Origin of the sequence: Dyella telluris (genome assembly GCF_014297575.1) — a bacterium.
Lineage (GTDB): Bacteria > Pseudomonadota > Gammaproteobacteria > Xanthomonadales > Rhodanobacteraceae > Dyella > Dyella telluris.
This window is the reverse complement of the sequence record NZ_CP060412.1, coordinates 4767782-4792897: the sequence shown is the minus strand read 5'-3', so window position 1 is coordinate 4792897 and position 25116 is coordinate 4767782. Positions and strand designations below refer to the sequence as shown.

The following is a 25116-nucleotide window of genomic DNA, read 5'->3' as shown; positions in this document are numbered from 1 at the left end:
GCGCGGGTGTGCTGCGGCAGGCGAGCTGCTGCTCCGGGGTCAACCCTGGATCTGGTACGCGTCGATCTGCTCGCGCGAGATGCCGATAAGCGCGAGCTTCTTCAGGCTGGCCACGCGACTGGCCAGCTCCGGTACTGACGCCTTGGCCGGGTCGATCGGGCGGCTCGAGGTTGCCACCAGGCGGGCGCCATCGCAGATGGTCAAGGTCATGGTCTGCTGCGCCGGTGCATTGCCCGCAGCAATAGCCGAGGCCGGCGCGGCGCAGTAGGCGTCATCGCGCGGCGTTGCACGCTGGCCCAGTTCCACCACCAGTCGTGCCGCAGTGGGGTCGACATCATGGGTGCTCATTACCTTGGCGTTGGGAATGGCCTGCGCGATCTGTTCATGGGTTGTGCCGGGCAGGGCGCCGCGCACTTCCACCGGCAGGTTCGGCATGGCCTTCTTCCAGTGGTCGACCGTGTCGTCGGAACTGGCCCAGCGCGCGTCGACGGTGGCATGGCAGCCGGTGAGCAGCAGCGTGGCAACGACACAGGCGAAGGCGATCAGGCGGGATGAGGTGTGCATGGCGGAGTTTCTCTCTGGGGCAGCAGTGGGGCGCGGCGCGTGTCGCGCGGGGTGGACGCGTCGGTTCGCCGGGCAACGTGTGTTCCCGGGGCCATCGATGCGTGGGCAGGCACGAATCCGGGGCGCGGAAGCCCGCGCGGCGAGTCGTTGCCGCGTGATGCGTTACCTGTCGGTTCGGGGAAAGCGGAGGGGGAGTGTCAGCCGGTGGCGGCACCCGGATGGATGGCGCGGCCTGTGCAGCGCATGGGTTGCGCGGTAAACACGTAAGCAGTCATTGCTCGAAGGTGCGGGGAGCGGCGAGGGGCGCCAGTGTCACGGAATCGCCATCATCGATAAATCACCTGCGGCGCCCGTCAGACGGTCCTGCCAGTCCCCAATGCTCGCGGCGTGCGTGTGAGACGAGCCGCCCGCTCCAGTTCAGGGCGCGGGCGAGCTGCCCGGTTCCCATGGCACGCCATCGGCCCACCGCTCCACCAGAAAGTCGATGAAGGCGCGTGTGCGTGGCGTGAGATGCCGCTTGCTGGGATAGACCAGCCGGATCGGGTCCGGCGGCGGACGATAGGCCTGCAGTACCTCGACCAGCCGACCTGCGCGCAGGTCGTCGCCGATCACGTAGTTGGCCAGATGCGCCAGACCCATACCGGCCAGTGCGGATTCGCGTATCGCATCGGAGTTGTCGACGCTGATGCGACCGGGACCTTCATGCACATAAGGGCCATCAGCGGTCTGCAGTCGCCACGGGCGCGGCCGTTCGGCGTTGATGTAGACGATGGTGTCGTGGCTGGCCAGGTCATCCGGCGTCTGCGGTGCGCCGCGTCGCGCAAGATAGTCGGGCGATGCGCAGACCATGAACTGCTGCCACGCCACCGTGCGCGTCAGCACCATGGAGTCATCCTTGGGTGCGCCGATGCGTATCGCCAGGTCGAAGCCTTCGTCGATCACGCTGACGTAGCGATCGGTGAACCATAGCTCCGCGCGCAGCTCCGGCCATTGCTTCAGGTAATCGTGGATCACCGGCATGATGTGGCGTCGTCCGAACGAGGGCGGCACCATCAGTCGCAGCGTGCCGGTGGGGCGGCTACGCCGCAGCGCCATGGTGGCGTCCACGTCTTCCAGCTCATCCAGGATCTGCCGCCAGCGGTCATACACGACGGCGCCTTCGTCGGTGAGGCTGAGCTTGCGCGTGGTGCGATGGAGCAGCCGCACGCCAAGCTGGCTTTCCAGTCGCGTGATGCTCTTGCCTACGGCGGAACGGGTGAGGCCCAGTCCGCTGGCGGCCGCCGTGAAGCTGCCGGACCGGACGGCGGCAACGAACGCAGCGATGTCGCCGAATCGATAGGGTTCCATGATGGAAAGATCGTGTTGCCGATGCGGGGGTGGGGAATGCAGGCTCTCGTCCCGAGAGCCGCCTTCAAGCAAGCGGACGCGCAAACCCGAGGGGCTGGCGGTGCCGTGTGGTGACTTATGGTACTAGGAGCTGCACCGGTCGCGTGATGAAGTGCCGGGAAATCCGGTTGTCAGGGCCCTGCAATGCCCTGAAATGGCGGGATTATCGGGTTCGTCGGCAAGTGGCAGCTGGTTCTTTCCCTCGCGAGGCGCGGATGAAGAAGACCATGAGGCAGGTAGGCGCGATCTTGTTCGCGATGGCATGGACCCAGGTGGCGCCCGCCGCACCCGTCGAAGCCTCTTCGACACCCGCCATCCATATCGACGACGTCTACCTCTTCTACAAGGTCTACGACGCAGCCGGCGGGCATCCGACGGTCGACCCGATCCAGCGTGATTATGTCGACCACGGGTCGGATGGCCTGCATCGCTTTTTCGAGCAGCGCCACACCACCAGCAAAGCCATTGCCGATGCCATCGCGGCGCATCCGGCCATGTATGCGGATGCCAAACGCTGCATGGCGGTGTTGCCGCAGGCACGCAAGCGGCTGGATGTGGCGCTCGACAAGCTGATGCAGCTCGACCCATCGGCACGTTCCGCGCCGCTGACCATTGCCGTGGGGCGCGGCAAACCGGTGGCCATTGCCGATGCGTCCGGCGTCATGGTCGGGCTGGAAGCCCTGTGCGCCATCAGCTATCTCGACGCCAATCTGGAAGACCGTTTCGTCTACGTGCTTGCCCACGAATACGCGCATGTGCAGCAGGCGCAGCTGGCGCCTGGTGTATTCGATGATGCCAAGCCAACGGTGCTGGAGGCGTCCCTGATTGAAGGCTCTGCCGAGTTTGTCGGCGAACAGATCGCCGGCCGCGTGTCCTACGCGCACCTGGCGGCGATGGCCAGGGGGCATGAGAAGGAGATCGAAACCCGCTTCGCCGCGGATGAAGACAACACCGATCTTTCCGCGTGGCTCTACAACGGCACGCTGACCAAGCCCGGCGACATGGGCTACTGGGTCGGCTACCGCATCGCCAAAGCCTATTACCAGCATGCAGCCGACAAGCGTCAGGCCCTGCGCGAAATTCTTGGCATGTCCGACCCCAAGGCATTCCTGGCCAAAAGCGGCTGGTATCCCGGCATTCCGTTGCCCTAGGGATCTTCTGCGCCGTTCGACGTGAGGCCAGGGCCGTGCAAGGGTTCGCCCTCGGACAGCGAGCGCAACTCGCAATTCGGACGGGTCTGGTCGATTGCCCGGTGACGGAACCTTACGATGGCGGCCCGTTGTGCAGTTTGACCCTGGGCGCCAGCGTCGCCTGGCTTGAATCGTGCATTGGAGTTGCTGGAAAGACGCCTCGCGTTTTATGGCTCGTCATTCCGGCCTGCGCCGGAGAGAGCGCTGGGATAAGGGCTTTGTGGGCCGCCCCTGGCTCCACGTTCATGCGGATCCACCTGAAATGCGGTAACAACGAATGCGCTTCCTGCTCGTATATCTGTCGATACGCCTGTTCCAAGGCATGGTTCTGCTCACCTTCGGCGGTGTGCTTGCTTACCAGATCTATCAGCTGGAAGCTCAGCGTTCATGGCCATCCACGGAGGCAGCGGCGGTCACTTCGATCATGGTGCCCCGCTGGATATCCGGAAAGAGCATGCAAAAAATCATGGTGCCGGGTGTTGCATACACCTATGTGGTTGCGGGGAAAAAATATGCGGCAGTGAGTGAGCCGCCGCGCAATGATCGGCCCATGACGATGGGTTCAACCGGCCGCCTGACGGTGTATTACGACCCGGCTGATCCTGGGACATCAGTGGTCGAGCTTGCTGTCTGGGGGTGGCATGAAACGGTCGTGCTGGCCGTTTTTTTGATCATGATCTTTGCCTGCTTCAGTCCTCGGAAAAAAACGGGCATAGGTTGACCACGCAGGCGTCAGTGATCAGCTTGGCGAAGGTCCCTGACGTCCCCCGACGGCTTCCATTGAACATCCCCGGCAGCCGCCAGGCTGCCTTCCCGTAACTGGAATGGTGTGGACGCTCCCCGTGGCGTGGAGACGTGCCACGTGTGCACGATTAAAAAAAACAATCGCTCGCGGCGACTTTCATAAGCGGGTCGGGGCGCTTCGCCATGCACAATCGGGCGCTTGTGGATTGCGCGTGGCGGAGAGTTTTCATGGTGGATGGTTCGCGTCGAGATGCTATCAAGCTGATGCTGGCAGGAGCGGCCGCTGCGCCGTTCTCCATGGGCACAGCCATCGCGGGGCCGCAGGCTGCTCCGCAACCCGGCGGCAAGGCCGCCCGGCAGCGCGCCGGCATCGAAGGGCAGCGCATGGCTGACCTCGGCGATGGCACTTACCTGAACCCGATCGTCGCGGGTGATCATCCCGATCCGACCATCCTCAAGGATGGCAGCGACTACTACATGACGTTCACGTCGTTCTATGCGTGCCCGGGGCTGGTGATCTGGCATTCCACCGACCTGGTGAACTGGGCGCCGGTGACCGCCGCGCTGACCAAACCGCTGGGCACCGTGTTCGCGGTGGACCTGTGCAAGCACAACGGTCGCTATTTCATCTATATCCCGGCCAGTGCGGGCGATCGCGGCTGGGCGCTGTACGTGATCTGGGCCGATCACATCGAAGGGCCGTGGAGCGACCCCATCGACCTGCATATCGATGGCTGCATTGATCCGGGCCACATCGTGGGCGAAGACGGCAAGCGCTACCTGTTCGTCAATGGCATCCGCCGCGTGCGGCTTACCGACGATGGCCTGGCCGCCGACGGCAAGCTGGAACCGGCTTACAGCCCCTGGCGCTATCCCGATGACTGGGTCGTCGAGGACTTTGCTCCCGAGGGCCCGAAGCTGCTGCGGCACGGCAAGTGGTTCTATCTGGTGACGGCGGTAGGTGGCACGGCCGGCCCGCCGACCAGTCACATGGTGATCGCGGCGCGCTCCCGTTCCATACATGGCCCCTGGGAGCATTGCCCGCACAATCCGCTGGTACGTACGGTCAGTGCAGCGGAACCGTGGTGGTCGCGCGGGCATGCCACGCTGGTCGAAGGGCCGGCGGGCGACTGGTGGATGGTCTATCACGGCTACGAGAACGGCTTCCGCACGCTGGGCCGCCAGACCTTGCTCGAACCCATCGAATGGACCGCCGATGGCTGGTTCAAGGCCAGGGGTGGCGATCTCTCGCGGCCGCTGCCCAAGCCGAAGGGTGGCGTGAGCGGGCCGAACGGCCTGGCCCTGTCGGACGATTTCAGCAGCCGCAAGTTTGGCGTGCAGTGGAGCCTGTTCGACCCCAAGCCTGAAGAAACCAGGCGGCTGAACTACGAGGCGGGTGGCCTGCGCCTGGCCGCCAAGGGTGGTTCGCCGGTGGATTGCTCGCCGCTGACCTGCCTGCCGGGTGATCGCAGCTATGTGGCCGAGGTGACGCTCGAATTGACCGGTGGCGCCGAAGGCGGCCTGCTGCTGTTCTACAACGGCAAGGCTTTCGTCGGCGTCGGTCTTTCCCAGCGCGAGCACGTGCTGAAAACCTTTGAATACGCCGAGGAACAGCCCTGGATGCGCGTGCCGATGCAAGCATCCAGCATTCGTATCCGCGTGACCAATCAGGAAAATGTGGTGACGTACCACTATTCGGTGGATGGCGGAAAAACCTGGCAGCTGCATGGCCTGCGCATGGAGGTCTCCGGGCTCCACCACAACACCTTCGGCGGCTTCCTCAGCCTGAAGATCGGCGTCTACAGCGCGGGCGAGGGCAGTGTGCTGATGCGCAACTTCACCTATCGCGCCATCGCCTGATATCCCTCGCTGATTTCCGTGCCTGGCGGCAGTGGCGTCAGGCGCGGGGTCGGCTCGCAAGGCGTTTGAAACTTGGGCCCAGCCATGACCCGCGTGCTGGTCATCGTTCAGTGCGATGCGTTGCTGCGTGGGCCATAAGGACCCGAATAGGCGGGAACGTTCACATCTGAATCGATCTTACCGCCGCAATCGTTGAAGGTTGCTCGCGCCCATCGCGGGCAAAGCCAGCACGGCATAGGGCCTTATCGAACGAAAATGCCAAATCTGGCGTTGTCGAGCCACGCCGGTTCCCGGTAATTTCGCAGTGTTGCCCCATCGGGTCGGATCGGCCCCAGCGCGGCACCTTCCTCCACCTTGGCCACCAGCGCGGCCCGTGCCGGCGCATAGCCTTCTGTGGCCTTTTGCCAGCGCAGTTGGGCCTGTTGCGGCGTGATGGCTCCCGCCGCCGGTGCTGGCGCCAGGAAGCTTGCGGCAGGGTTGCGCACAAGCAGGGTGAGGGCGGCCAGGCAGCCTCTGGCCGGCTTGGGACGCCGGTGGAATTGCGATTTCCGGGCGGTAAGCGGCTCGGAAATCCGCAGTGGCGTGCCGTTTGAACGGCCCGATGTGGCAACCGCAAATGAAGAAACGTTATTCGCGCCCATCAATTTCGTAATTGTGTGCCGCGACAGCGCAATTCAGCATGCGCCACCACCAAGCAGAGCGCGTGAGGTTGCCCCGGGTCCGTGAATCGGCCTGATGCAGCCACCGGATCGTGGGGGTCCGGGAGTACGCAGCCTGCGGTTTCGGCCGATGGCCAACGACAAGACGGGGAGAGCTTTGACCATGATCCAGACCGTGCACGGGAAAATCGCCGGTGCGACTCAACATTCCTTGCCATTGGCGCGCCTTTCCGTCGCCGTGGCGATCGGCATGGCGCTGCTCTACACGCCGCTGAACGCGCGCGCCCAGCAGGCCGCTGCGACCCAGGACCAGGCACAGAGCCAGTCCGGCGACCAGGCCAAGCCCGCCGATGCGAAGAACAAGAAAAAAGCTGAAGACACCAGCGCCAAGGATGCCAAGAACCTCGACGGCATCACCGTCACCGGCGTGCGCGCCAGCCTGGCGTCCGCGCAGGATCTCAAGCGCAATGCCGACCAGATCGTGGATTCGGTCACCGCCGTCGACATCGGCGCGCTGCCCGATCGCAGCGTCACGGAAACCCTGCAGCGCATCAGCGGCGTCACCGTGGACCACTTCATTTCCCCGGGCGACCCGGACCATCCGTCGGCGGAAGGCAGCGGCGTGCTGATTCGCGGCCTGACCCAGGTGCGCGGCGAGCTGAACGGGCGTGACGTGTTCTCCGCCAACAGCGGCCGTGGCCTCAGCTTCGAAGACGTGCCGGCCGAACTCATGGCCGGCGTCGATGTGTACAAGAACCCGTCGGCCGACATCATCGAAGGCGGCATCGGCGGTACGGTGAACCTGCGCACGCGCATGCCGTTCGACGCACCGGGCCAGCTGATCGGCTTCACCGGTGGCATCAACGAAGGCGACCTGTCCCAGAAGAGCAAGCCCTCGACGTCGTTCCTGTACAGCAACCGCTGGCAGACCGAAAACCACGGCGAATTCGGCGCTTTGTTCGACGTGGCCTACTCGCAGCTGGCCACGCGCACCGACGGCATCCAGAACGAGCCGTTCGTGAAGCGCACCGATGCCGCCGTGCTGGCTGGCTCCAACCTCAATACCGTGTACGTGCCGGGCGGCGCCGACTGGCGCACGCTGGATTTCGGTCGCACCCGCATCGGTCTGTCCGGTGCGCTGCAGTGGCGCCCGAACAGTGACCTGGAGCTGAGCACGCAGGCGCTGCGCTCGGATTACCGCATGAACTGGAACGAGCATGCGGCGTTCTTCAACGACACCTCCAACGCCATTTCGCCCGCCACCGGCACCACCTTCGGTTACAACCCGGAAGGCGTGTTCCAGAACGGCTGGCTGACCTCGGATTCGTGGCGCGGCAACCTCACCGGCGATGGCGTGCGCTTCAACAGCGATAACCGCTACGCCCAGCAGCGCACCATCACCACCGACTGGTCCTCGGCGTTCAAGTACAACATCTCCGACCAGATGATCCTCTCTGGTGACATGCAGTTCGTGAAGTCGACCAGCAAGTCGCTGGACTTCACGGTGTTCGATGCCACCTATCTGCCGGGCCTGTACCTGGACGACTCCAACGGTGCCAAGCCGAGCATCTCGGTCAACCCGTCGAACTATGTGAACAACCCCGCCAACTATTTCTGGGCGGCGGCGATGGATCACCACGAAGACCAGCGCGGCATGGAGCGCGCTTACCGCCTCGACCTCGAATACAACTTCGAGGACAACAGCTGGCTGAAGTACATGCGTTTCGGCGTGCGCACCACCAACCGCGACGAAACCAACAAGACCACCGGTTACAACTGGGGCGTGATCACCGACAACTGGGCCACCATCGACAGTCCCTCGGGCCTGGCCGACATGGCGAACTACCTGCCCAGCCAGGCGGTGATGTACAACTTCAACAACTTCTTCCGCGGCAAGGTGAAGGTGCCTTCGGTCTACGCGCCGTCCGACGCGCTGGCCATGAATTATCAGGAGGCCTACCAGCTGCTGCATTCGATCGGCGTGTCCTGGGGCTGGTCGCCGAACGACGTCTACGGTCCGCAGAACGTCAACAACCAGAGCGAAGACACGCAGGGCGCCTACGGCATCCTGTACTTCGGCAATGACGACGCGCTCGGCATTCCCGTGGATGGCAACATCGGCGTCCGCTTCGTGCACACCAGCACGGATGCCGCGGGCTACGGCCAGTACCCCAACCTGACGCAGGCGGGCGTGTCGGATGAACTGAAAGCGCAGTACACCGGCCAGTATTTCGCCAACAGCGGCGGCGGCGACTACAACAACGTGCTGCCCAGCCTGAACCTGCGCTTCAAGTTCACCGATAGCCTGCAGTGGCGTATCGCGGCGTCCAAGGCCATGACGCGTCCGGACTTCAACCAGCTGTCGCCGTACCTGCAGCTGTCGGCCACGCTCAATGCGGACAACACGGCGGTGACGCAGTGGACCGGCATCGCGGGCAATCCGAACCTGAAGCCGATGGTGGCCACGCAGTACGACACCGCGCTGGAGTGGTACTTCGCACCGACCGGCTCGCTGTACACCACGCTGTTCTACAAGGACATCTCCGACTACATCAGCACCGAGACGCGCACCGAGACCTACAGCGGTCAGGATTACCTGGTGACGCGCCCGTACAACAACGGCACGGGCAAGATCAAAGGTGCGGAAGTTGGCTACTCGCAGTTCTTCGATTTCCTGCCGGGCTGGCTCAAGGGCCTGGGCGTGCAGGCCAACTACACCTACGTGGACAGCCAGGGTGGCGTGAACTCGGCGACCGATCCTTACTCGGCCACCACGGTGACCGGTGTGGCACTGCCGCTGGCTGGCCTGTCCAAGAACAGCTACAACTTCATCGGCATGTACGAGTACGGTCCGTGGTCGGTGCGACTGGCCTGGAACTGGCGCTCGCGCTACCTGCTCACCACCAGCGACGCTGCCACGCATCTGCCGACGTGGTCGGACAGCTTCGGCCAGCTCGACGGCTCGATCTTCTACAAGATCAACAAGAACATGCAGGTGGGCCTGCAGATGAACAACCTCAACAACGCCCAGACCAAGGTGCTGATGGGGCCGACCAGCTACGCCGACGGCACGGTGGATACGCGCCTGTACACCCGCAGCTGGTTCGTCGCTGACCGACGATACGAGCTGGTGTTCCGCGCCACCTTCTGATGATGGCAAGGAACGCAGAGGCAAGCGTGCGCAGCCGGGTAACCCGGCTGTCCATGGGGAAGACGCTGCTTGCGGTGCTGGCGCTGTTCGCCTGCACCGCAGCGCAGGCTGGCGAGGGCGACGTGGCCTATCGCTACGCCAGCGTGCGCATCGGTGGCGGCGGCTATGTCAGCGGGCTGGTGTTTCATCCCGCCGAGCGTGGCCTGGTCTACGCGCGCACCGATGTCGGTGGCGCCTATCGCTGGGATCAGGCCAGCGGGCAGTGGGTGTCGCTCACCGACTGGATCGAGGCCAAGGACACCAACCTGCTCGGCATCGACAGCCTGGCGCTGGACCCTTCCGACAAGGAATGGGTCTACCTCGCCGCAGGCACCTACACCACGCCGACGGCAGGCAACGCCGCCGTGCTGCGCTCGCATGATCGCGGCGCGCATTTCGAGCGTGCGGATCTGCCCTTCAAGCTCGGTGGCAACGAACTGGGTCGCGGCAATGGCGAGCGCCTCGCAGTAGACCCGCATGACGGCCGCGTGCTTTTCCTGGGCTCGCGCGACGCCGGCCTCTGGCGCAGCGACGACCATGGCGCACACTGGTCGAAGGACGACAGTTTCCCCGCGGTGGCGACGTCGCCTTCCGCGACGGCGACCAACAGCTGGCGCCCGCAATCCATCGGCATCGTGTTCGTGGTGTTCGAGCCTGCCAGCGGCAAGCCGGGCGTGCCGACGCCGGTGCTGTATGCAGGCGTCTCCACGCGTGAGACCAGCCTGTTCCGCTCCACCGATGGTGGACGCAGCTGGAGTGCCATTCCGGGGCAGCCCACGGGCCTGCGTCCCAGCCACATGCATCGCGCCAGTGATGGCAGCTATGTGCTGAGCTACGGCGACGAACCCGGCCCCGATACCATGAGCGACGGCGCCGTGTGGCGCTGGCAGCCCAAGGGCAATCGCTGGACGGACATCACGCCGGTATCCAGCAAGAGCACGCCTTCGGGATTCGGCTGGGGTGACGTGGCCGTGGATGCCTCCAACCCCGACGTGCTGATTGCCAGCACGCATCATCGCTACGAACCGCATGACGTGCTGTTCCGTACCATCGATGGTGGCAGACACTGGAACGAGATTTTCGCCCGCTCGTCGTTTGACCACAGCAACGCACAGTGGACCAGTGCGCACACGCCGCACTGGATGACCACGGTGGCGATCGATCCGTTCGATGCCGATCACGTGATGTTCGTCACCGGCTACGGCATCTGGGCGTCGCGCGACATGCGCGGGTTCGACAAGGGCGGCACCGTGCACTGGTGGTTCCAGGATCGCGGCCTGGAAGAAGTCGTGCCGCTGGGCATGATCAGTCCGCCGCAAGGCGCGCACCTGCTCAGCGCCGTGGGCGACCTGGATGGTTTCCGCCACGACGATCTCGACGTGGCACCGCTGCAGTTCACCCCGCCACCGCGTTACGCCAATGGCGAAAGCATCGACTTTGCCGAACAGCGTCCGTCGCTGATCGTGCGCAGTGGACGGCTGCGCCAGCCGTTTGGCTCGGCGGTGCGCGCTGCCTGGTCCGAGGATGGCGGCCAGCACTGGCAGGCCTTCGCCAGCGAGCCGCCGGAAGGCGAGGGCGCAGGGAGCATCGCCGTGTCTGCCGATGGCGCTGCGGTGCTGTGGGCGCCGCACGACGCACGGCGCGTCTATGTCACCCGTGATCGCGGCCAGCACTGGCAAGCGGCGCAGGGGCTGGGCGAGCGCCTGGAAGTATTGAGCGATCGCGTCGACAGCCATCGTTTCTACGCGTTCTCGCCGCAGACCGGCGCCTTGTTCGCCAGTCAGGATGGCGGCGCCAGCTTTGCGCCTATCCCGGGGGAGTTTGGCGATGCCGCTCGTGGACATGGCCAGGTGCAACTGAAGGCGTCGCCAGTGAAGGCGGGCGAGCTGTGGCTTACCGCGCGCGATCTGCCTTTGCTGCACGGCGATGCGCAGGGGCGCGTGCTGCAGCGTCTGCCCGGCATCACCGGCGTGGATGCGTTCGGCTTCGGCAAGGCGGCCGGCGGCAGCAGCGAACCGACCGTGTTCGTTGCCGGCCGGCGAGGCGGGCAGCAGGGCATCTTCCGTTCCATCGACGGCGGCCAGCAGTGGCAGCGGGTCGACGATGCCGCGCATCGCTACGGTCGCATCAGTCTGTTGATCGGCGATCCGCGCGTATTTGGACGTTTCTATGCCGCGACCAGTGGGCGCGGCCTGATCTATGGCGAACCCTTGGAGTCCACGCCTTGAAACATGTGCATGCCGGCGCTGCATTGGCGCTGCTGATGTCCCTGCCGGTGGCGGCCCAGGCAAAGCTCGAATTGCCGTTGATGTTCTCGCAGGGTGCCGTGCTCCAGCGCGACATGCCCATGCACGTGTGGGGCTGGTCCGCGCCCGGCGCGAAGGTCACAGTGGGCTTCGATGGTGCGCATGCCATCGCGAAGGCCGATGCCAAGGGACGCTGGGATGCCACGCTCCCCCGTCACGCCGCGGGCGGTCCGTTCGCCATGGACATCGATGACGGCAGCGAGCATCGCGTGCTGCGCGACATGCTGGTGGGTGACGTGTGGTTGTGCTCCGGTCAGTCGAACATGGAGTTCACCATGGCCGAGGTGCGTGATGCTGCGGCCGAGCAGGCCCGGGCGAACGATCCGGCCATCCGTCATTTCAAGATACCGCACAGCTGGTCGCTCCAGCCGCAGGATCGACTCGAGGGTGGCAGCTGGGTGGCGGCCAGCCCGTCGACGGTGAGCAACTTCTCTGCCGTGTGCTGGTTCTTTGCGCGCGACATGAAGGCGCGCACCGGCGTGCCGCAGGGCCTGATCAACAGCAGCTGGGGCGGCAGCAGCGTGGAAGCGTGGACCGATGCGCGCACCGGCAAGGTGGACGTGCCGGCGCTGGCCGCCAGAATCAAGAAGGCCGACGACGTCGAAGAGGCCAAGCTCGATCAGACCCGTCAGCGCATTTCGCGCTGGCCCTCCATGCAGGGCGATGTCGTGGATGCCGCCGGCAAGCCGGCATGGGCCGCGGAGAAGCTCGATACCTCCGACTGGGCCGACATTCCTGTGCCGGCTTACTGGGAAACCGTGGGCTACTACGACATGGATGGCGTGGCCTGGTATCGCACCGCGTTCACCCTGAGCGCGACAGAGGCAGCACAGGGCGTGACGCTCAGCCTTGGCGCCGTCGACGATTCCGATCGCAGCTACGTCAATGGCCGGCTGGTCGGCGAAACCGTGAAGCAGTGGAATGCGCCGCGCGTCTACAAAGTGCCGGCCAGTGCGCTGCATGCCGGCAGCAACAGTATTGCCGTGCGCGTGGATGATCTTGGCAACGGTGGCGGCATGCACGGCGATGCTGCCGCGCTGTATGTGCAGACCGCCAAGGGCGAGCGCCGTCCGCTCGCCGGCACCTGGCGCTTTCATACCGCCAACGTGACCCTGGTGCCCACGCCAACGCGCCACCTGACGCCCACGCTGCTGTACAACGGCATGATCCAGCCCTTGCTGGGTTATCCGTTGCGTGGCGTGGTCTGGTATCAGGGCGAGTCCAATGCGTGGGCGCCTGATTCCATGGCCTATCGCCAGAAGTTCGGCGACATGATCCAGGCCTGGCGTACGGCTTGGAACCAGCCGGAGCTGCCGTTCATCTGGGTGCAGCTGGCGAACTACAAGAGCGGCAGTGACACGCCAGCGCAAAGTCCGTGGGCGGAACTGCGCGAGTCGCAGTCGGCCGTGCTTTCCCTGCCGCACACCGGTCAGGCCGTGATCATCGATGTCGGCAATCCGGACGACATCCATCCCACCAACAAGCAGGACGTGGGACACCGGCTGGCACTGGCCGCGCGTCACGTGGTGTTTGGCGATGCCATCGTGTATTCGGGGCCCGTCTATCGCGAGTGGCGCGCCGATGGTGCGAAGGCTGTCGTGTCGTTCGATCCGGAAGGCGCGCCGCTGGCAGTGCGTGGTGGCGGCAACGCGGTAGGCGGCTTTGAGGTTGCCGGCGCCGATGGCCATTTCCAGCATGCCCAGGCGCGTATCGAAGGCGGCAGCGTGGTGGTCTCCAGCAAGGAAGTGGCGCACCCGGCATCGGTGCGCTACGGCTGGAGCGACAACCCGGTCGACGCCAACCTGACCAATGGTGACGGCCTGCCGGCGTCGCCATTCCGCACCGCGCCGTCACCCTGAGGATCATCATGCGCACGACGCTCACACGCCGTATCGCCCTGGTGCTGGCCGCTGCCCTGGTGACCCTGGGCGCGCAGGCCAGCGAACTGCCGCGCATCGTCCATCAGGATGGCCATCACGCCTTGTTGGTGGATGGCAAGCCGTACCTGATGCTTGGCGGGCAGGTGAACAACTCCAGCGCCTGGCCCGACGTGCTGCCGGAAGTGTGGCCCGCCATCGAGCGCATGCACGCCAATACGGTAGGCGTGCCGATCGCGTGGGAGCAGGTCGAGCCGAAGGAAGGTCAGTTCGATTTCAGCTTCCTCGACACGCTGCTTGCGCAGGCGCGCGAACACAAGGTGCGCCTGGTGCTGGTGTGGTTTGCCACGTGGAAGAACAACGGCCCCAGCTATGCGCCGTCGTGGGTGAAGCTGGACAACCAGCGCTTCCCGCGACTGGTGACGGCTACCGGCAAGATGCTCAATTCGCTGTCGCCGCACGCGGCCGCCACCATGGAGGCGGACCGCAAGGCCTTCGTGCAGCTGATGACGCACCTGCGCGCCGCCGATGGCGACAAGCACACCGTGATCATGGTGCAGGTGGAGAACGAATCGGGCACCTATGGCACCGATCGAGATCACTCGCCGGGGGCCGACAAACTGTTTGCCGGTGCCGTGCCCGATACGCTGCTGCATGCCACCGGCAAGCCGGCCGGCAACTGGAGCCAGGTGTTCGGCAAGGATGCCGGGGAGTTCTTCCACGCATGGTCCATCGCGCGCTTCATCGACCAGGTGGCTGCGGCCGGCAAGGCGGTCTACAACCTGCCTATGTACACCAATGCCGCGCTGCGCGACCCGTTCCATCCCGGTCCTGCCGGTGGCTACGAAAGCGGTGGCCCGACCGACAACGTGCTGGACATCTGGAAGGCCGGCGCGCCATCGCTGGATCTGCTGGCACCGGATATCTACCTGCCTGACTACCCGCGCTACACCGCCGTGCTCGATCGCTACGCGCGCAAGGACAACCCGCTGTTCGTGGCCGAAACCGGCAATGCCCTTGGCTATGCGCGCTATGTATACGCCACGCTGGGACATGGCGGCATCGGGTTCTCGCCCTTCGGCATGGACTACACCAAGTACACCAACTACCCATTGGGTGCGCACAAGCTCGATGACGCGGCGGTGGATGCGTTCGGCGTGAACTACAGCGCACTGGCGCCGATGGGCAGCGAGATCGCCGCCGCCGCGCTGGCGGGCAAGTTGTGGGGTGCTTCCGAGCCCACGGACACGCACGAGCAGACGCTGGACCTGGGCGACTGGAAGGTGAAGTTCGGTTACGGGCAACTGCAGTTCGGCATGGATCCGCCCAAGGGCAATGCCGATACCGATGGCGGCGCCATCGTGGCGCAGCTGGGCGAGAACGAATACCTCGTCACCGGGCACAACGTGCGCGTGAGTTTCGAGCCGGGGCGTCGCGGCAAGGACGGACGCTTCCTGCTCGATCGCGTCGAGGAAGGCCACTACGAGAATGGCAAGTGGATCTTTAGGCGGCTGTGGAACGGTGACCAGACCGACTACGGCCTGAATTTCACCAGCGTGCCGCAGGTGCTGCGGGTCAGGCTGGCCACGTACTGAGGTAGTTCATGCGCAAGACCATGCTTGCCCTGGCGCTTTGCGCGCTGGGGATGTCCGCTGCTGCCAGCAGCGGCGATGCCGTGCCCGCGGCCGACACCGCCGCCGTGGAGCAGCGCGTCGAGAATCTGCTCGGCAAGCTCACCATCGAGCAGAAGGTTGCCCTGCTCGGCGGCGTCGATAATTTCTATACGCGCGACGTGCCGGCCATCGGCCTGCCGCGCCTGGCCATGTCCGATGGCCCGATCGGCGTGCGTGCACCGGGCCCGTCCACGGCTTATGCGGCAGGCATCGGACTGGCGGCCAGCTGGGATCCGGCGCTGGCCGAGCGCGTGGGCACGGCGATGGGACGCGATGCACAAGCGCGTGGCATCGCCTTTCTGCTCGGCCCCGGCGTGAACATGTATCGCGCGCCGCAGAACGGCCGCAACATGGAGTACTACGGCGAAGATCCGCTGCTGGCCGGCAAGATCGCCGTGGGCCTGATCCAGGGCGTGCAGGGGCAGGGCGTGGTCGCCACCGTCAAGCATTTCGCTGCCAACAATTCCGAGTACGACCGCCGCCACCTGGACAGCCTGATCGACGAGCGCACCCTGCGCGAGATCTACCTGCCTGCCTTCGAGATGGCCGTGAAGGAAGGCCACGTCGGCGCGGTAATGAGCAGCTACAACCTCGTCAATGGCGACTACCTGGCCGAGAACCGCCGCATCGCCCACGACATCCTCAAGCAGGAATGGGGTTTCAATGGCCTGTACATGTCCGACTGGGAGGCCGCGCACGATGGCGTGAAGGCGTTCAAGGCCGGACTGGATCTGGAGATGCCCGCGCCGGACGCGATGAAGCCGGCATTGATCGAAGCGGGACTGCGTGATGGTTCGCTGTCCACCGCCGATCTGGATGACAAGACGCGCCGCCTGCTGCGTACTGCCGTGCGCTTTGGCTTCCTCGATCGTCCGCAGCGCGATTTCAACATTCCGCTGATGGATCCTTCCTCGGCAAGCGCAGCGCTGGAAGGCGCACGCGAATCGCTGGTGCTGCTGAAGAACGACGCGAAGGCCTTGCCGCTGGACGCCGCGCACATGAAATCCGTGGCCGTGATCGGCCCCATGGCTTATCCGGGCGCGGCCAGTGCCGGCGGCAGCTCGCATATCGATACGTTCCGCACGCAGAGCATCCTGTCGGGCATCAGCGATCGCGTCGGCGACAAGGTCAACGTGCTCTACAGCCGTGGCCTGCCCAGCACGGCTGATGTGTTCGGCAAGGAAGTATTCGTGACGGCGGACGGCAAGACTGGCCTGACGCGCGAAACCTTCGGCAACCCGGATTTCGCCGGCAAGCCGCTGGAGCGCGTGGTCAACGCCAAGGTCGATCAGTGGAAGCCTGAGCTGTGGACCACGCCGGCCACCGAGCGCCAGAGCATCCGCTGGTCCGGTCGCTTCGTGCCTGATCGCAACGGCAAGTTCCTGTTCCTCACCGCGGCGGCCAGCAAGGACAGCTACACGCTGTACGTGGACGGCAAGCCGGTGATCCAGCAGCCGGTGTTCGAAGGCCAGGCGCCGCACTACGTGGTGCTGCCGATGACCGCGGGCAAGGCAGTAGACATCCGCCTCGATTATCGCCCCGACGTGAGCTACAGCCGCATGAGCCTGGGTGCCATCGCGGTGGACGCGATGATCCCCGAGGAAACGCGCAAGATGGCGGCGATGGCGGATGCCGCCGTCGTCGCGGTGGGTTTTGACGGCACCTCCGAAAGCGAGGCGTTCGATCGCACGTTCCAGTTGCCGTGGGGCCAGGAGGCGCTGATCGAGGCCGTGGCCGCCGTCAACAAGCGCACCGTGGTCACCGTGACCTCCGGCGGCGCCTACGCCACCGATGGCTGGCTGGAGCACGTGCCGGCGCTGCTGCAGAACTGGTATCCGGGGCAGGAAGGCGGGCAGGCGATTGCCGAAGTGCTGTTCGGCAACCGTTCGCCGGAAGGCAAGCTGCCGATGAGTTTCGAACGCCACTGGCAGGACAACCCGACGCACGATTTCTACGACGCGCATCCTGCCGCCGATGGCCATCCCACGGTGCGCTACGGCGAGGGCGTGTTCCTCGGCTATCGCTGGTACACCAGCCATCCGCGCGATGCGCAGCCGCTGTTCGCGTTCGGCCATGGCCTGTCGTACACCAGCTTCGCCTTCAGCAAGCTCGCGCTTTCGGGTGTGGCGGCGAATGGCGATGTCACGGTGTCGTTCGATGTGCGCAACACCGGCGCGCGCGAAGGCGCCGAGGTGGCGCAGGTCTATGTGGGCGATCCGTCAGCACGCGTGGCGCGTCCGGCGAAGGAGCTGAAGGCCTTCCGCAAGGTGCGGCTGTCGCCGGGGCAGACCGAGCATGTCAGCCTGACGCTGGATCGCCGCGCGTTCGCCTGGTACGACGCCGACAAGCATGACTGGACGGTCGATCCGGGCCGTTTCACCGTCTACGTGGGCGATGCCTCCGACCAGACGCCGCTGAGCGCGGACCTGTCCATCGGCAAGTAGTCGCGCGGTGTTCCTCGCCCCGGTGCGCGTGCGCCGGGGCGAGTTTCATCCAGCCAGCTCGACGCGCCCGGCTTTCCGGCGCGTGTGCAACGGGTGGCCGCGACCCGGCAAAGGTTTCGCGCCAGGCCATGTGGCCCTCCCCGGGGCCGGCGCTTGATCGGGCCAGGGATGGCCTGTGTTTTAGGGCTGAATGCCCGCGTCGCTCAAGAGCGCGCGTTTTCGATGAACTGCCGCGGCGTGCAATTGAACTCGCGCCGAAACACCGCGTACATGTACTGCAGCGAGGTGAAGCCGCTGCGTACCGCCACGTCGGCCAGCGGCCGCGAGGTGTCCTTGAGCATGCTGCGGGCCATCTCCAGCTTGTGCTCCAGGATGGTCTGGTGCACGGTCTGCTTGAGCTCGCGCTTGAAGTGCTCTTCCAGCAGGGTGCGGGAAATGCCGACGTAATCGGCGACCTGTTCGGTCTTGATGCCCAGGCAGGCGTACTGGCGGATGTAGTGGCAGGCACGCATCACGTGCGGGCTCTTCATCGGCTTGTGCAGGCTGCTGGCCTGGATATTGAGGCCCACCGGCGGCACCAGCACGCGGGTGCCCGCGGTCACGCCGCCATGCAGCATCTGGTGCAATACCTGCGCGGCCATGCGGCCCATTTCCTCCGCGCCCTGCGTCACCGAAGTGAGCGGGATGCGGCTGAGCAGCTGTGCCATGGGGTCGTTGTCGATGCCCACCACGGCGATCTGTTCCGGCACCGGCACGTCGGCCACCACGCAGGCCTGCAGCAGCTGGCGTGCGCGGGCGTCCGTCACCGCGATGATGCCGATCGGCTTGGGTAGCGACTTCACCCAGGTGGCCATGTCCTCCTGGGCGCGGCCCCAGCCGCCTGCGCTGGTCGACGAGCCACGGTAAACCAGCCCCTCGAGCCGATCCGCCTCGATCATCCGCAGGAACGCCGATTCACGCTCCTGCGCCCAGCGGTTGCCGGGGTTGGGCGGCAGGCCGTAGAAGGCGAAGCGCTGCAGGCCCTGTTCGATCAGATGGTCATAGGCCAGCCGCACCAGCTTGACGTTGTCGGTGGCCACGTAGGGCGTCACCGCCGGGTACTGGCTGGCGTCGACATAAGAGCCGCCCACGGCCACCACCGGGATGGGTATGTCGGCCAGCGTCTCGGCCACGGTGGGATCGTCGAAGTCCGCAATGATGCCGTCGCCGCGCCAGTGGTGGATGCCAAGGGTGCGGCTGCGGAAATCCTCTTCCATGAAGAGATCCCACTCCACGCGCGTGGATTTCAGGTACTGGCCAATGCCGGCAATGATTTGCCGGTCGTAGACCTTATTCGCGTTAAAGAGTAGGGCAATGCGATGTGGAGACATGGTCTGGCAATAGGGGCCGCGTAGGAAAGGGCCCAGGAAGCCCGACGCTACCAGTTCCGGCGGCACCGGGCATGACGCAACGCGACAGGGAAAAAAACCTGCCTTGTTGGCGGATTTCGCAATTGCGGCCCCCACGGCCTGATTGCAGCATCCCGGCGGTATTCGGGGTAGCCGTATGGACGCCCCTCCCGGGCGCCAGGAGGGCGGCCGGTGTCGCCACTCCGCAGGCCAGGGGCCGGAACGCAAGCAAGCATGAAGATCACCGCCATCACCACTTTCATCGTGCCGCCGCGCTGGCTGTTCGTGCGCGTCGACACGGACGCTGGCGTCAGTGGCTGGGGCGAGCCGATCGTGGAGGGTAGGGCGCAGACGGTGGCCGCCGCCGTGGACGAGCTGTCCGATTACCTGATCGGCAAGGATCCGCGCCGCATCGAAGACCACTGGAACGTGATGTATCGCGGCGGCTTCTATCGCGGCGGCCCGATCCTGATGAGTGCGCTGGCCGGCATCGACCAGGCCCTGTGGGATATCAAGGGCAAGCAGCTGGGCGTGCCCGTGCACGAACTGCTCGGTGGCCCGGTGCGCGACCGCATCCGCACGTATTCCTGGATCGGCGGCGACCGCCCGGCCGATACCGCGCGAGCCGCCAGGGAAGCCGTGGCACGCGGCTTCACCGCCGTGAAAATGAATGGCACCGAGGAAATGCAGTACGTGGATACCTACGCCAAGGTGGAACGCGTGCTGGAGAACGTGCAGGCCGTGCGTGATGCGGTGGGCCCGGATATCGGCCTGGGCGTGGATTTCCACGGTCGCGTGCACAAGCCCATGGCCAAGGTGCTGATGCGCGAGCTGCGCCCGTACAAGCTCATGTTCATCGAGGAGCCGGTGCTTTCCGAGCACCTTGAGGCCATCCCTGAACTGGCGGCACTGTCGCCCGCGCCCATTGCGCTGGGCGAACGGCTGTATTCGCGTTACGACTTCAAGCGCGTGCTGCAGACGGGCGGCGTGGACATCATCCAGCCCGATCCGTCGCACTCCGGCGGCATCACCGAAACACTGAAGATCGCCGCCATGGCTGAGGCCTATGACGTGGCGCTGGCCCTGCATTGCCCGCTGGGGCCCATCGCGCTCGCGGCGAACCTGCAGATCGATGCGCTGTGCCACAACGCCTTCATCCAGGAACAGAGCCTGGGCATCCACTACAACGCCGACAACGACCTGCTCGACTACGTGGTCGATCGCAGCGTGTTCACCTATGAGGATGGCTACGTGGCCATTCCGAACGGAGCCGGTTTGGGCATCGAGATCGATCAGGCCTACGTCAACGAGCGAGCCCTGGTTGGGCACCGCTGGCGCAATCCGGTATGGCGTCATGCCGATGGCAGCGTGGCGGAATGGTGATGCGCGTGCCCATGAACCTCGTTGTTGGTATCGACGTGGGTACCCAGAGCGTCAAGCTCGTGGCCTACGACATGGAATCGCGCTGCGTGGTGGCCGCCCACGGCCAGTCGATCGAACTGATCGCCGGCGATGACGGCAGCCGCGAGCAGATCGCCAGCTGGTGGATCGATGCCGTGCGTACCTGCTTCGCCAAACTGCCGCGACAGTTGCGCGCGGAGATCGTCGCCATCGGCGTGTCGGGCCAGCAGCACGGTTTCGTACCGCTGGATGCCGACGGCAACGTGCTCGCGCCGGTCAAGCTGTGGTGCGATACGAGCACGCAGAACGAGTGTGACGAGATCATGGCTGCCGCCGGTGGCGCGGATCGTTGCGTGGCGCTGGGTGGCAACCCGATCCTGGCCGGCTATACGGCGTCGAAATTGCCGTGGACACGCAAGCACCGGCCGGAGGCGTACGCAAAGCTCGCCACCATCCTGCTGCCGCACGATTACGTGAACTTCTGGCTCACCGGCGAGCGCTGGATGGAATGCGGTGACGCCTCGGGTACCGGCTGGCTGGATGTGCGCACGCGCCAGTGGTCGGCGGACATGCTCGCCGCAACCGATGCCCATCGCGACCTGCTGGCCTGCCTGCCGCCGCTGGTGGCGGCCGATGCAAGCTTTGTCATCAGCGACAGCATTGCCGAAGAGCTGGGCCTGTCGCCGGGTGTGCGAGTTTCCGCCGGTGGCGGCGACAACATGATGGCCGCGATCGGCACCGGCAACGTGCGTTCCGGTGTGCTCAGCATCAGCCTGGGCACCTCGGGCACGCTATTCGCCCATGCGGACCATGCGGTGGTAGATGACGAGGCCCGCTGGGCGGCGTTCTGTTCGTCCACCGGCGGCTGGCTGCCGCTGATCTGCACCATGAACTGCACGCTGGCCACGGAAATGGTGGCCAGTGCGTTCGGCTTCAGTGCACGCGACGGCGACACCGTGATGGCCGGCACGCTGCCCGGTGCAGGTGGACTGGTGATGCTGCCGTTCCTCAACGGCGAGCGCACGCCGGACCTGCCGCACGCACGCGGCAGCCTGCACGGCATGGATCTGGGCAACGTGACGCGCGCCAACATCTACCGCGCGGCGATGGAAGGCGCGACCTATGCGCTGCGCAGCGGTTACGACGCCCTGCTGGCCACGGGCCTGCGGTTCGATGCGATTCGCCTGACCGGCGGCGGCAGCCACAGCGCTGCGTGGCGACAGATGATCGCCGACGTGTTCAACCTGCCCGTGGAAGTACCGCTGCAGGCCGAGGGCGCCGCACTGGGCGCCGCGCTGCAGGCGGCATGGGCGAATGACCATGCCCGTGGCGGCCACGCGGATATCGCCGCGCTGGCCAGCGAGCACGTGGTCATCGCCACCGGGCTGTCGACGCGTCCGGACCCGGCCAACGTCGACGCCTACCGGCAGCACTACCAGGTTTTCCTGCGCCACCTCGACGTGGCCAGGTCGCTGTACGCCCATTCCCCGGTCACGGGCGCCGCCTGACGGCCAACCGGACCTGCATCCATTCCCCGACAAGGATTCCGATCACATGAGCACCCCCTTCATCGGCAAGCGCGAATATTTCCCCGGCATCGGACGCATTCCGTTCGAAGGCCAGGGCTCGGACAACCCGCTGGCGTTCAAGCACTACGACGCCGGCAAGCTGATCGGCGGCAAGAGCATGGCCGAGCACCTGCGCTTTGCCGTGTGCTACTGGCATACCTTCTGCAACGCGGGCCACGATCCGTTCGGTCCGGGCACGCGCGTTTTCCCGTGGGAGGCTGAAGCCACGCCGATGGCGCGCGCCGAGGCGAAGATGGATGCCGCCTTCGAGTTTTTCACCAAGCTCGGCGTGCCGTACTACTGCTTCCACGACATTGACATGGCGCCGGACGCGGACGACATCCGTGAATACGAGGCCAACCTGAAGCACATGGTGGGCCTGGCCAGCGAACGTCAGAAGGCCACCGGCGTGAAGCTGCTGTGGGGCACGGCCAACCTGTTCAGCCATCCGCGCTACATGAATGGCGCGGCGACCAATCCGGACTTTGCCGTGGTGGCGCGCGCCGCCGTGCAGATCAAGGCCGCGCTGGACGCCACCGTGGCGCTGGGTGGTGAGAGCTACGTGTTCTGGGGTGGCCGCGAAGGCTATGCCTCGCTGCACAACACGCAGATGAAGCGCGAGCTGGATCACTTCGCGCGCTTCCTCACCATGGCGCGTGACTACGGCCGCAGCATCGGCTTCAAGGGCAACTTCCTGATCGAGCCCAAGCCGATGGAGCCGATGAAGCACCAGTACGACTTTGATTCCGCCACCGTGGCCGGCTTCCTCAAGGAGCATGGCCTGGAGAAGGATTTCAAGCTCAACATCGAAGCCAACCACGCCACGCTGTCCGGCCACACCTTCGAGCACGACCTGCAGGTGGCCTCCGACCACGGCCTGCTCGGCAGCATCGATGCCAACCGCGGCAATGCGCAGAACGGCTGGGATACCGACCAGTTCCCGACCGACCTGTACGACACCGTGGGCGCGATGCTGGTGGTGCTGCGCCAGGGCGGCCTGGCGCCGGGCGGCCTGAACTTCGACGCCAAGGCGCGCCGCGAATCCACCGACGCCGACGACCTGTTCCTGGCCCATATCGGCGGCATGGACGCGTTTGCGCGTGGCCTGGAAGTGGCGCACGCGCTGCTGAACCAGTCGCCGCTGGAAAAGTGGCGCGCGGACCGCTACGCCAGTTTCGACTATAGTTCCGGGCTCGATTTTGCCCAGGGCAAGCTCAGCCTTGCCGATCTGCACGACTACGCCGTCAAGCATGGCGAGCCGGCGCGACAGAGCGGCAAGCAGGAGCGCTACGAGAACCTGATCAACCAGTATCTGCTGCGTTGACGGTGGCAAGGGGGCAGGGCGCACGGGGGTGCGCCTTGCCGGAGGGGACGACCGGAAACGACACGAGATACCAACAGCATGAACAGCGTTGCGCTTGACAGCCCGACTGCCACGAACCAGGCAGAGAACACCCGACTCATCGTGCAGATCAGTTGCGTCGCCACCCTGGGCGGCTTCCTGTTCGGCTTCGACAGCGGCGTCATCAACGGCACCGTCGACGGCATCAAGCAGGCCTTCCACTCCAGTTCGGCGGCCATCGGTTTCCAGGTGGCGTCCATGCTGCTGGGCTGTGCTTTCGGCGCGTTCTTCGCCGGGCGCGTGGCCGACGTGTGGGGCCGCCGTTCGGTGCTGATCGTCTCGGCGCTGTTGTTCCTGCTGTCGGCGCTGGGCGCGGGCGCGGCAACCAGCGCGGCGCTGTTCGTGGCGGCGCGCATCACGGGTGGTTTCGCGGTGGGCGCGGCCAGCGTCATCGCACCGGCCTACATCGCCGAAGTGGCGCCCGCACGCTATCGCGGCCGGTTGGCCACGATGCAACAGATCGCCATCATCAGCGGCCTGTTCAGTGCGTTCCTCAGCAACTACCTGCTGGCCCGGGCCGCAGGCGGCTCCACCGGCACGCTCTGGCTGGGCCAGGACGCATGGCGCTGGATGTTCTGGATGCAGGTGCTGCCGTCGTCGCTGTTCCTGGTGTCGCTGCTGTTCATTCCCGAAAGCCCGCGTTTCCTGGTGGTGCGCAAGCGCGACAAGGAAGCCACCCACGTGCTGACCCGCCTGTACGGTGAGCAGGAAGCGCGCGCCAAGCTCGCGGAAATCGGCTCCTCGCTGTCGCAGGATCGGCACAACCCGAAGTTCTCCGACCTGCTGGACAAGACCACGAAGCGCGTGCGCCCCATCGTGTGGGTGGCCATTGGCCTTGCCACCTTCCAGCAGCTGGTGGGCATCAACGTGGTGTTCTACTACGGCGCCGTGCTGTGGCAGGCGGTGGGCTTCTCCGAGAACGATGCATTGTTGATCAACGTGCTCTCCGGTGCGCTCAGCATCGGCGCCTGCCTGGTGGCGGTGATGCTGGTGGATCGCGTGGGTCGCAAGCCGCTGCTGTGGGTGGGCTCGGTGGGCATGACCATCACGCTCGCCCTGGTGGCGTGGGCCTTCGCGCATGGCGGCATCGACGCCAGCGGCAAGCTCAGCCTGCCGGCCGGGCAAGGCACGCTCGCACTGGTGGCGGCCAACCTCTACGTGATCTTCTTCAACATGTCGTGGGGCCCGGTGATGTGGGTGATGCTGGGCGAGATGTTCCCCAACCAGATCCGTGGTTCCGGTCTGGCCGTGGCGGGCGCCGCGCAGTGGGTGTCCAACTTCACCATTACCGTGACGTTCCCGATGCTGCTCACCAGCATCGGCCTTGCCGGCGCCTATGGTCTCTACGCTTTGGCGGCTGCGTTGTCCGTGGTGTTCGTGCTGCGCTACGTGCAGGAAACGCGCGGCAAGGAACTGGAAGAGATGGAAGGTTGATCTGGCGGGCCGCGTCTGCGGCCCTCAGAA

General features: G+C 65.4%; 16 protein-coding genes. 12 read left to right on the top strand and 4 right to left on the bottom strand.

The features are described 5' to 3' along the window. Positions 1-39 precede the first annotated feature (39 nt). Together H8F01_RS20860 and H8F01_RS20855 are read right to left on the bottom strand one after the other, a co-directional pair. Positions 40-564 (bottom strand): hypothetical protein, encoded by a 525-nt coding sequence (locus tag H8F01_RS20860; RefSeq protein WP_187056915.1) that lies wholly within the window; start codon positions 562-564, stop codon positions 40-42. A gap of 417 nt (positions 565-981) precedes the next feature. Then, the gene (locus H8F01_RS20855; RefSeq protein ID WP_187056914.1) at positions 982-1911 is read right to left on the bottom strand and encodes a LysR family transcriptional regulator; all 930 of its coding nucleotides are present in this window, start codon (positions 1909-1911) and stop codon (positions 982-984) included. Positions 1912-2165: 254 nt separating this feature from the next. Here H8F01_RS20855 and H8F01_RS20850 point away from each other — a divergent pair, with 254 nt between their 5' ends. From H8F01_RS20850 to H8F01_RS20840, 3 genes are all read left to right on the top strand, one after another. Beyond that, positions 2166-3101 (top strand): DUF2268 domain-containing putative Zn-dependent protease, encoded by a 936-nt coding sequence (locus H8F01_RS20850; RefSeq protein WP_187056913.1) that lies wholly within the window; start codon positions 2166-2168, stop codon positions 3099-3101. Between the two features lie 316 nt (positions 3102-3417). After that, positions 3418-3861 carry a DUF3592 domain-containing protein gene (locus tag H8F01_RS20845; RefSeq protein WP_187056912.1) on the top strand — a complete coding sequence of 148 codons (444 nt, stop codon included), beginning with the start codon at positions 3418-3420 and terminating at the stop codon, positions 3859-3861. A gap of 251 nt (positions 3862-4112) precedes the next feature. After that, on the top strand, positions 4113-5744 hold the full coding sequence (locus H8F01_RS20840; RefSeq protein WP_187056911.1) for a family 43 glycosylhydrolase: 1632 nt from the start codon (positions 4113-4115) through the stop codon (positions 5742-5744). Between the two features lie 242 nt (positions 5745-5986). Here H8F01_RS20840 and H8F01_RS20835 read toward each other — a convergent pair whose 3' ends face one another. Then, positions 5987-6385, bottom strand: a complete 399-nt coding sequence (locus tag H8F01_RS20835; protein ID WP_187056910.1) for a hypothetical protein — start codon at positions 6383-6385, stop codon at positions 5987-5989. Between the two features lie 181 nt (positions 6386-6566). Between H8F01_RS20835 and H8F01_RS20830 the strand changes: the two genes are divergently transcribed. The 5 genes from H8F01_RS20830 to H8F01_RS20810 are packed head-to-tail and all read left to right on the top strand — an operon-like array spanning position 6567 to position 17893. Beyond that, on the top strand, positions 6567-9554 hold the full coding sequence (locus tag H8F01_RS20830) for a TonB-dependent receptor (protein WP_238481082.1): 2988 nt from the start codon (positions 6567-6569) through the stop codon (positions 9552-9554). Positions 9555-9607: 53 nt separating this feature from the next. Further along, positions 9608-11821 carry a cellulase gene (locus H8F01_RS20825; RefSeq protein ID WP_238481081.1) on the top strand — a complete coding sequence of 738 codons (2214 nt, stop codon included), beginning with the start codon at positions 9608-9610 and terminating at the stop codon, positions 11819-11821. 35 nt (positions 11822-11856) lie between these two features. Then, complete coding sequence (locus tag H8F01_RS20820) at positions 11857-13758, top strand: sialate O-acetylesterase (protein ID WP_187059413.1); 1902 nt, start codon at positions 11857-11859, stop codon at positions 13756-13758. Between the two features lie 8 nt (positions 13759-13766). Next, the gene (locus H8F01_RS20815) at positions 13767-15371 is read left to right on the top strand and encodes a GH35 family beta-galactosidase (protein ID WP_187056909.1); all 1605 of its coding nucleotides are present in this window, start codon (positions 13767-13769) and stop codon (positions 15369-15371) included. Between the two features lie 8 nt (positions 15372-15379). Continuing rightward, positions 15380-17893 carry a beta-glucosidase H gene (locus H8F01_RS20810; RefSeq protein WP_187056908.1) on the top strand — a complete coding sequence of 838 codons (2514 nt, stop codon included), beginning with the start codon at positions 15380-15382 and terminating at the stop codon, positions 17891-17893. Between the two features lie 203 nt (positions 17894-18096). Here the strand turns inward: H8F01_RS20810 and H8F01_RS20805 are convergent, their stop codons facing one another. Further along, positions 18097-19263, bottom strand: a complete 1167-nt coding sequence (locus H8F01_RS20805) for a XylR family transcriptional regulator (RefSeq protein ID WP_187056907.1) — start codon at positions 19261-19263, stop codon at positions 18097-18099. A gap of 252 nt (positions 19264-19515) precedes the next feature. Here H8F01_RS20805 and dgoD point away from each other — a divergent pair, with 252 nt between their 5' ends. The 4 genes from dgoD to H8F01_RS20785 all read left to right on the top strand — a co-directional run bounded on the left by dgoD (position 19516) and on the right by H8F01_RS20785 (position 25086). Further along, positions 19516-20664, top strand: coding sequence for a galactonate dehydratase (dgoD, locus tag H8F01_RS20800; protein ID WP_187056906.1), 1149 nt, complete (start codon positions 19516-19518; stop codon positions 20662-20664). Between the two features lie 11 nt (positions 20665-20675). Continuing rightward, positions 20676-22190, top strand: coding sequence for a xylulokinase (gene xylB / locus H8F01_RS20795; RefSeq protein ID WP_187056905.1), 1515 nt, complete (start codon positions 20676-20678; stop codon positions 22188-22190). Between the two features lie 46 nt (positions 22191-22236). Continuing rightward, complete coding sequence (gene xylA / locus H8F01_RS20790) at positions 22237-23574, top strand: xylose isomerase (protein ID WP_187056904.1); 1338 nt, start codon at positions 22237-22239, stop codon at positions 23572-23574. Positions 23575-23652: 78 nt separating this feature from the next. After that, a complete protein-coding gene (locus H8F01_RS20785) occupies positions 23653-25086 on the top strand; it encodes a sugar porter family MFS transporter (protein WP_187056903.1) in 1434 nt (477 codons plus the stop codon). Positions 25087-25116: the final 30 nt, after the last annotated feature.

What these genes read in the sequence shown, in the direction of transcription:
- H8F01_RS20785 (WP_187056903.1), top strand. Translation starts at nt 23,653, where the DNA reads ATGAACAGCGTTGCGCTTGACAGCCCGACTGCCACGAACCAGGCAGAG.
- xylA (WP_187056904.1), top strand. Translation starts at nt 22,237, where the DNA reads ATGAGCACCCCCTTCATCGGCAAGCGCGAATATTTCCCCGGCATCGGA.
- H8F01_RS20845 (WP_187056912.1), top strand. Translation starts at nt 3,418, where the DNA reads ATGCGCTTCCTGCTCGTATATCTGTCGATACGCCTGTTCCAAGGCATG.
- H8F01_RS20850 (WP_187056913.1), top strand. Translation starts at nt 2,166, where the DNA reads ATGAAGAAGACCATGAGGCAGGTAGGCGCGATCTTGTTCGCGATGGCA.
- H8F01_RS20805 (WP_187056907.1), bottom strand. Translation starts at nt 19,263, where the DNA reads ATGTCTCCACATCGCATTGCCCTACTCTTTAACGCGAATAAGGTCTAC.
- H8F01_RS20825 (WP_238481081.1), top strand. Translation starts at nt 9,608, where the DNA reads ATGGGGAAGACGCTGCTTGCGGTGCTGGCGCTGTTCGCCTGCACCGCA.
- dgoD (WP_187056906.1), top strand. Translation starts at nt 19,516, where the DNA reads ATGAAGATCACCGCCATCACCACTTTCATCGTGCCGCCGCGCTGGCTG.
- H8F01_RS20835 (WP_187056910.1), bottom strand. Translation starts at nt 6,385, where the DNA reads ATGGGCGCGAATAACGTTTCTTCATTTGCGGTTGCCACATCGGGCCGT.
- H8F01_RS20830 (WP_238481082.1), top strand. Translation starts at nt 6,567, where the DNA reads ATGATCCAGACCGTGCACGGGAAAATCGCCGGTGCGACTCAACATTCC.
- xylB (WP_187056905.1), top strand. Translation starts at nt 20,676, where the DNA reads ATGAACCTCGTTGTTGGTATCGACGTGGGTACCCAGAGCGTCAAGCTC.
- H8F01_RS20815 (WP_187056909.1), top strand. Translation starts at nt 13,767, where the DNA reads ATGCGCACGACGCTCACACGCCGTATCGCCCTGGTGCTGGCCGCTGCC.
- H8F01_RS20820 (WP_187059413.1), top strand. Translation starts at nt 11,857, where the DNA reads ATGTCCCTGCCGGTGGCGGCCCAGGCAAAGCTCGAATTGCCGTTGATG.
- H8F01_RS20855 (WP_187056914.1), bottom strand. Translation starts at nt 1,911, where the DNA reads ATGGAACCCTATCGATTCGGCGACATCGCTGCGTTCGTTGCCGCCGTC.
- H8F01_RS20840 (WP_187056911.1), top strand. Translation starts at nt 4,113, where the DNA reads ATGGTGGATGGTTCGCGTCGAGATGCTATCAAGCTGATGCTGGCAGGA.
- H8F01_RS20860 (WP_187056915.1), bottom strand. Translation starts at nt 564, where the DNA reads ATGCACACCTCATCCCGCCTGATCGCCTTCGCCTGTGTCGTTGCCACG.
- H8F01_RS20810 (WP_187056908.1), top strand. Translation starts at nt 15,380, where the DNA reads ATGCGCAAGACCATGCTTGCCCTGGCGCTTTGCGCGCTGGGGATGTCC.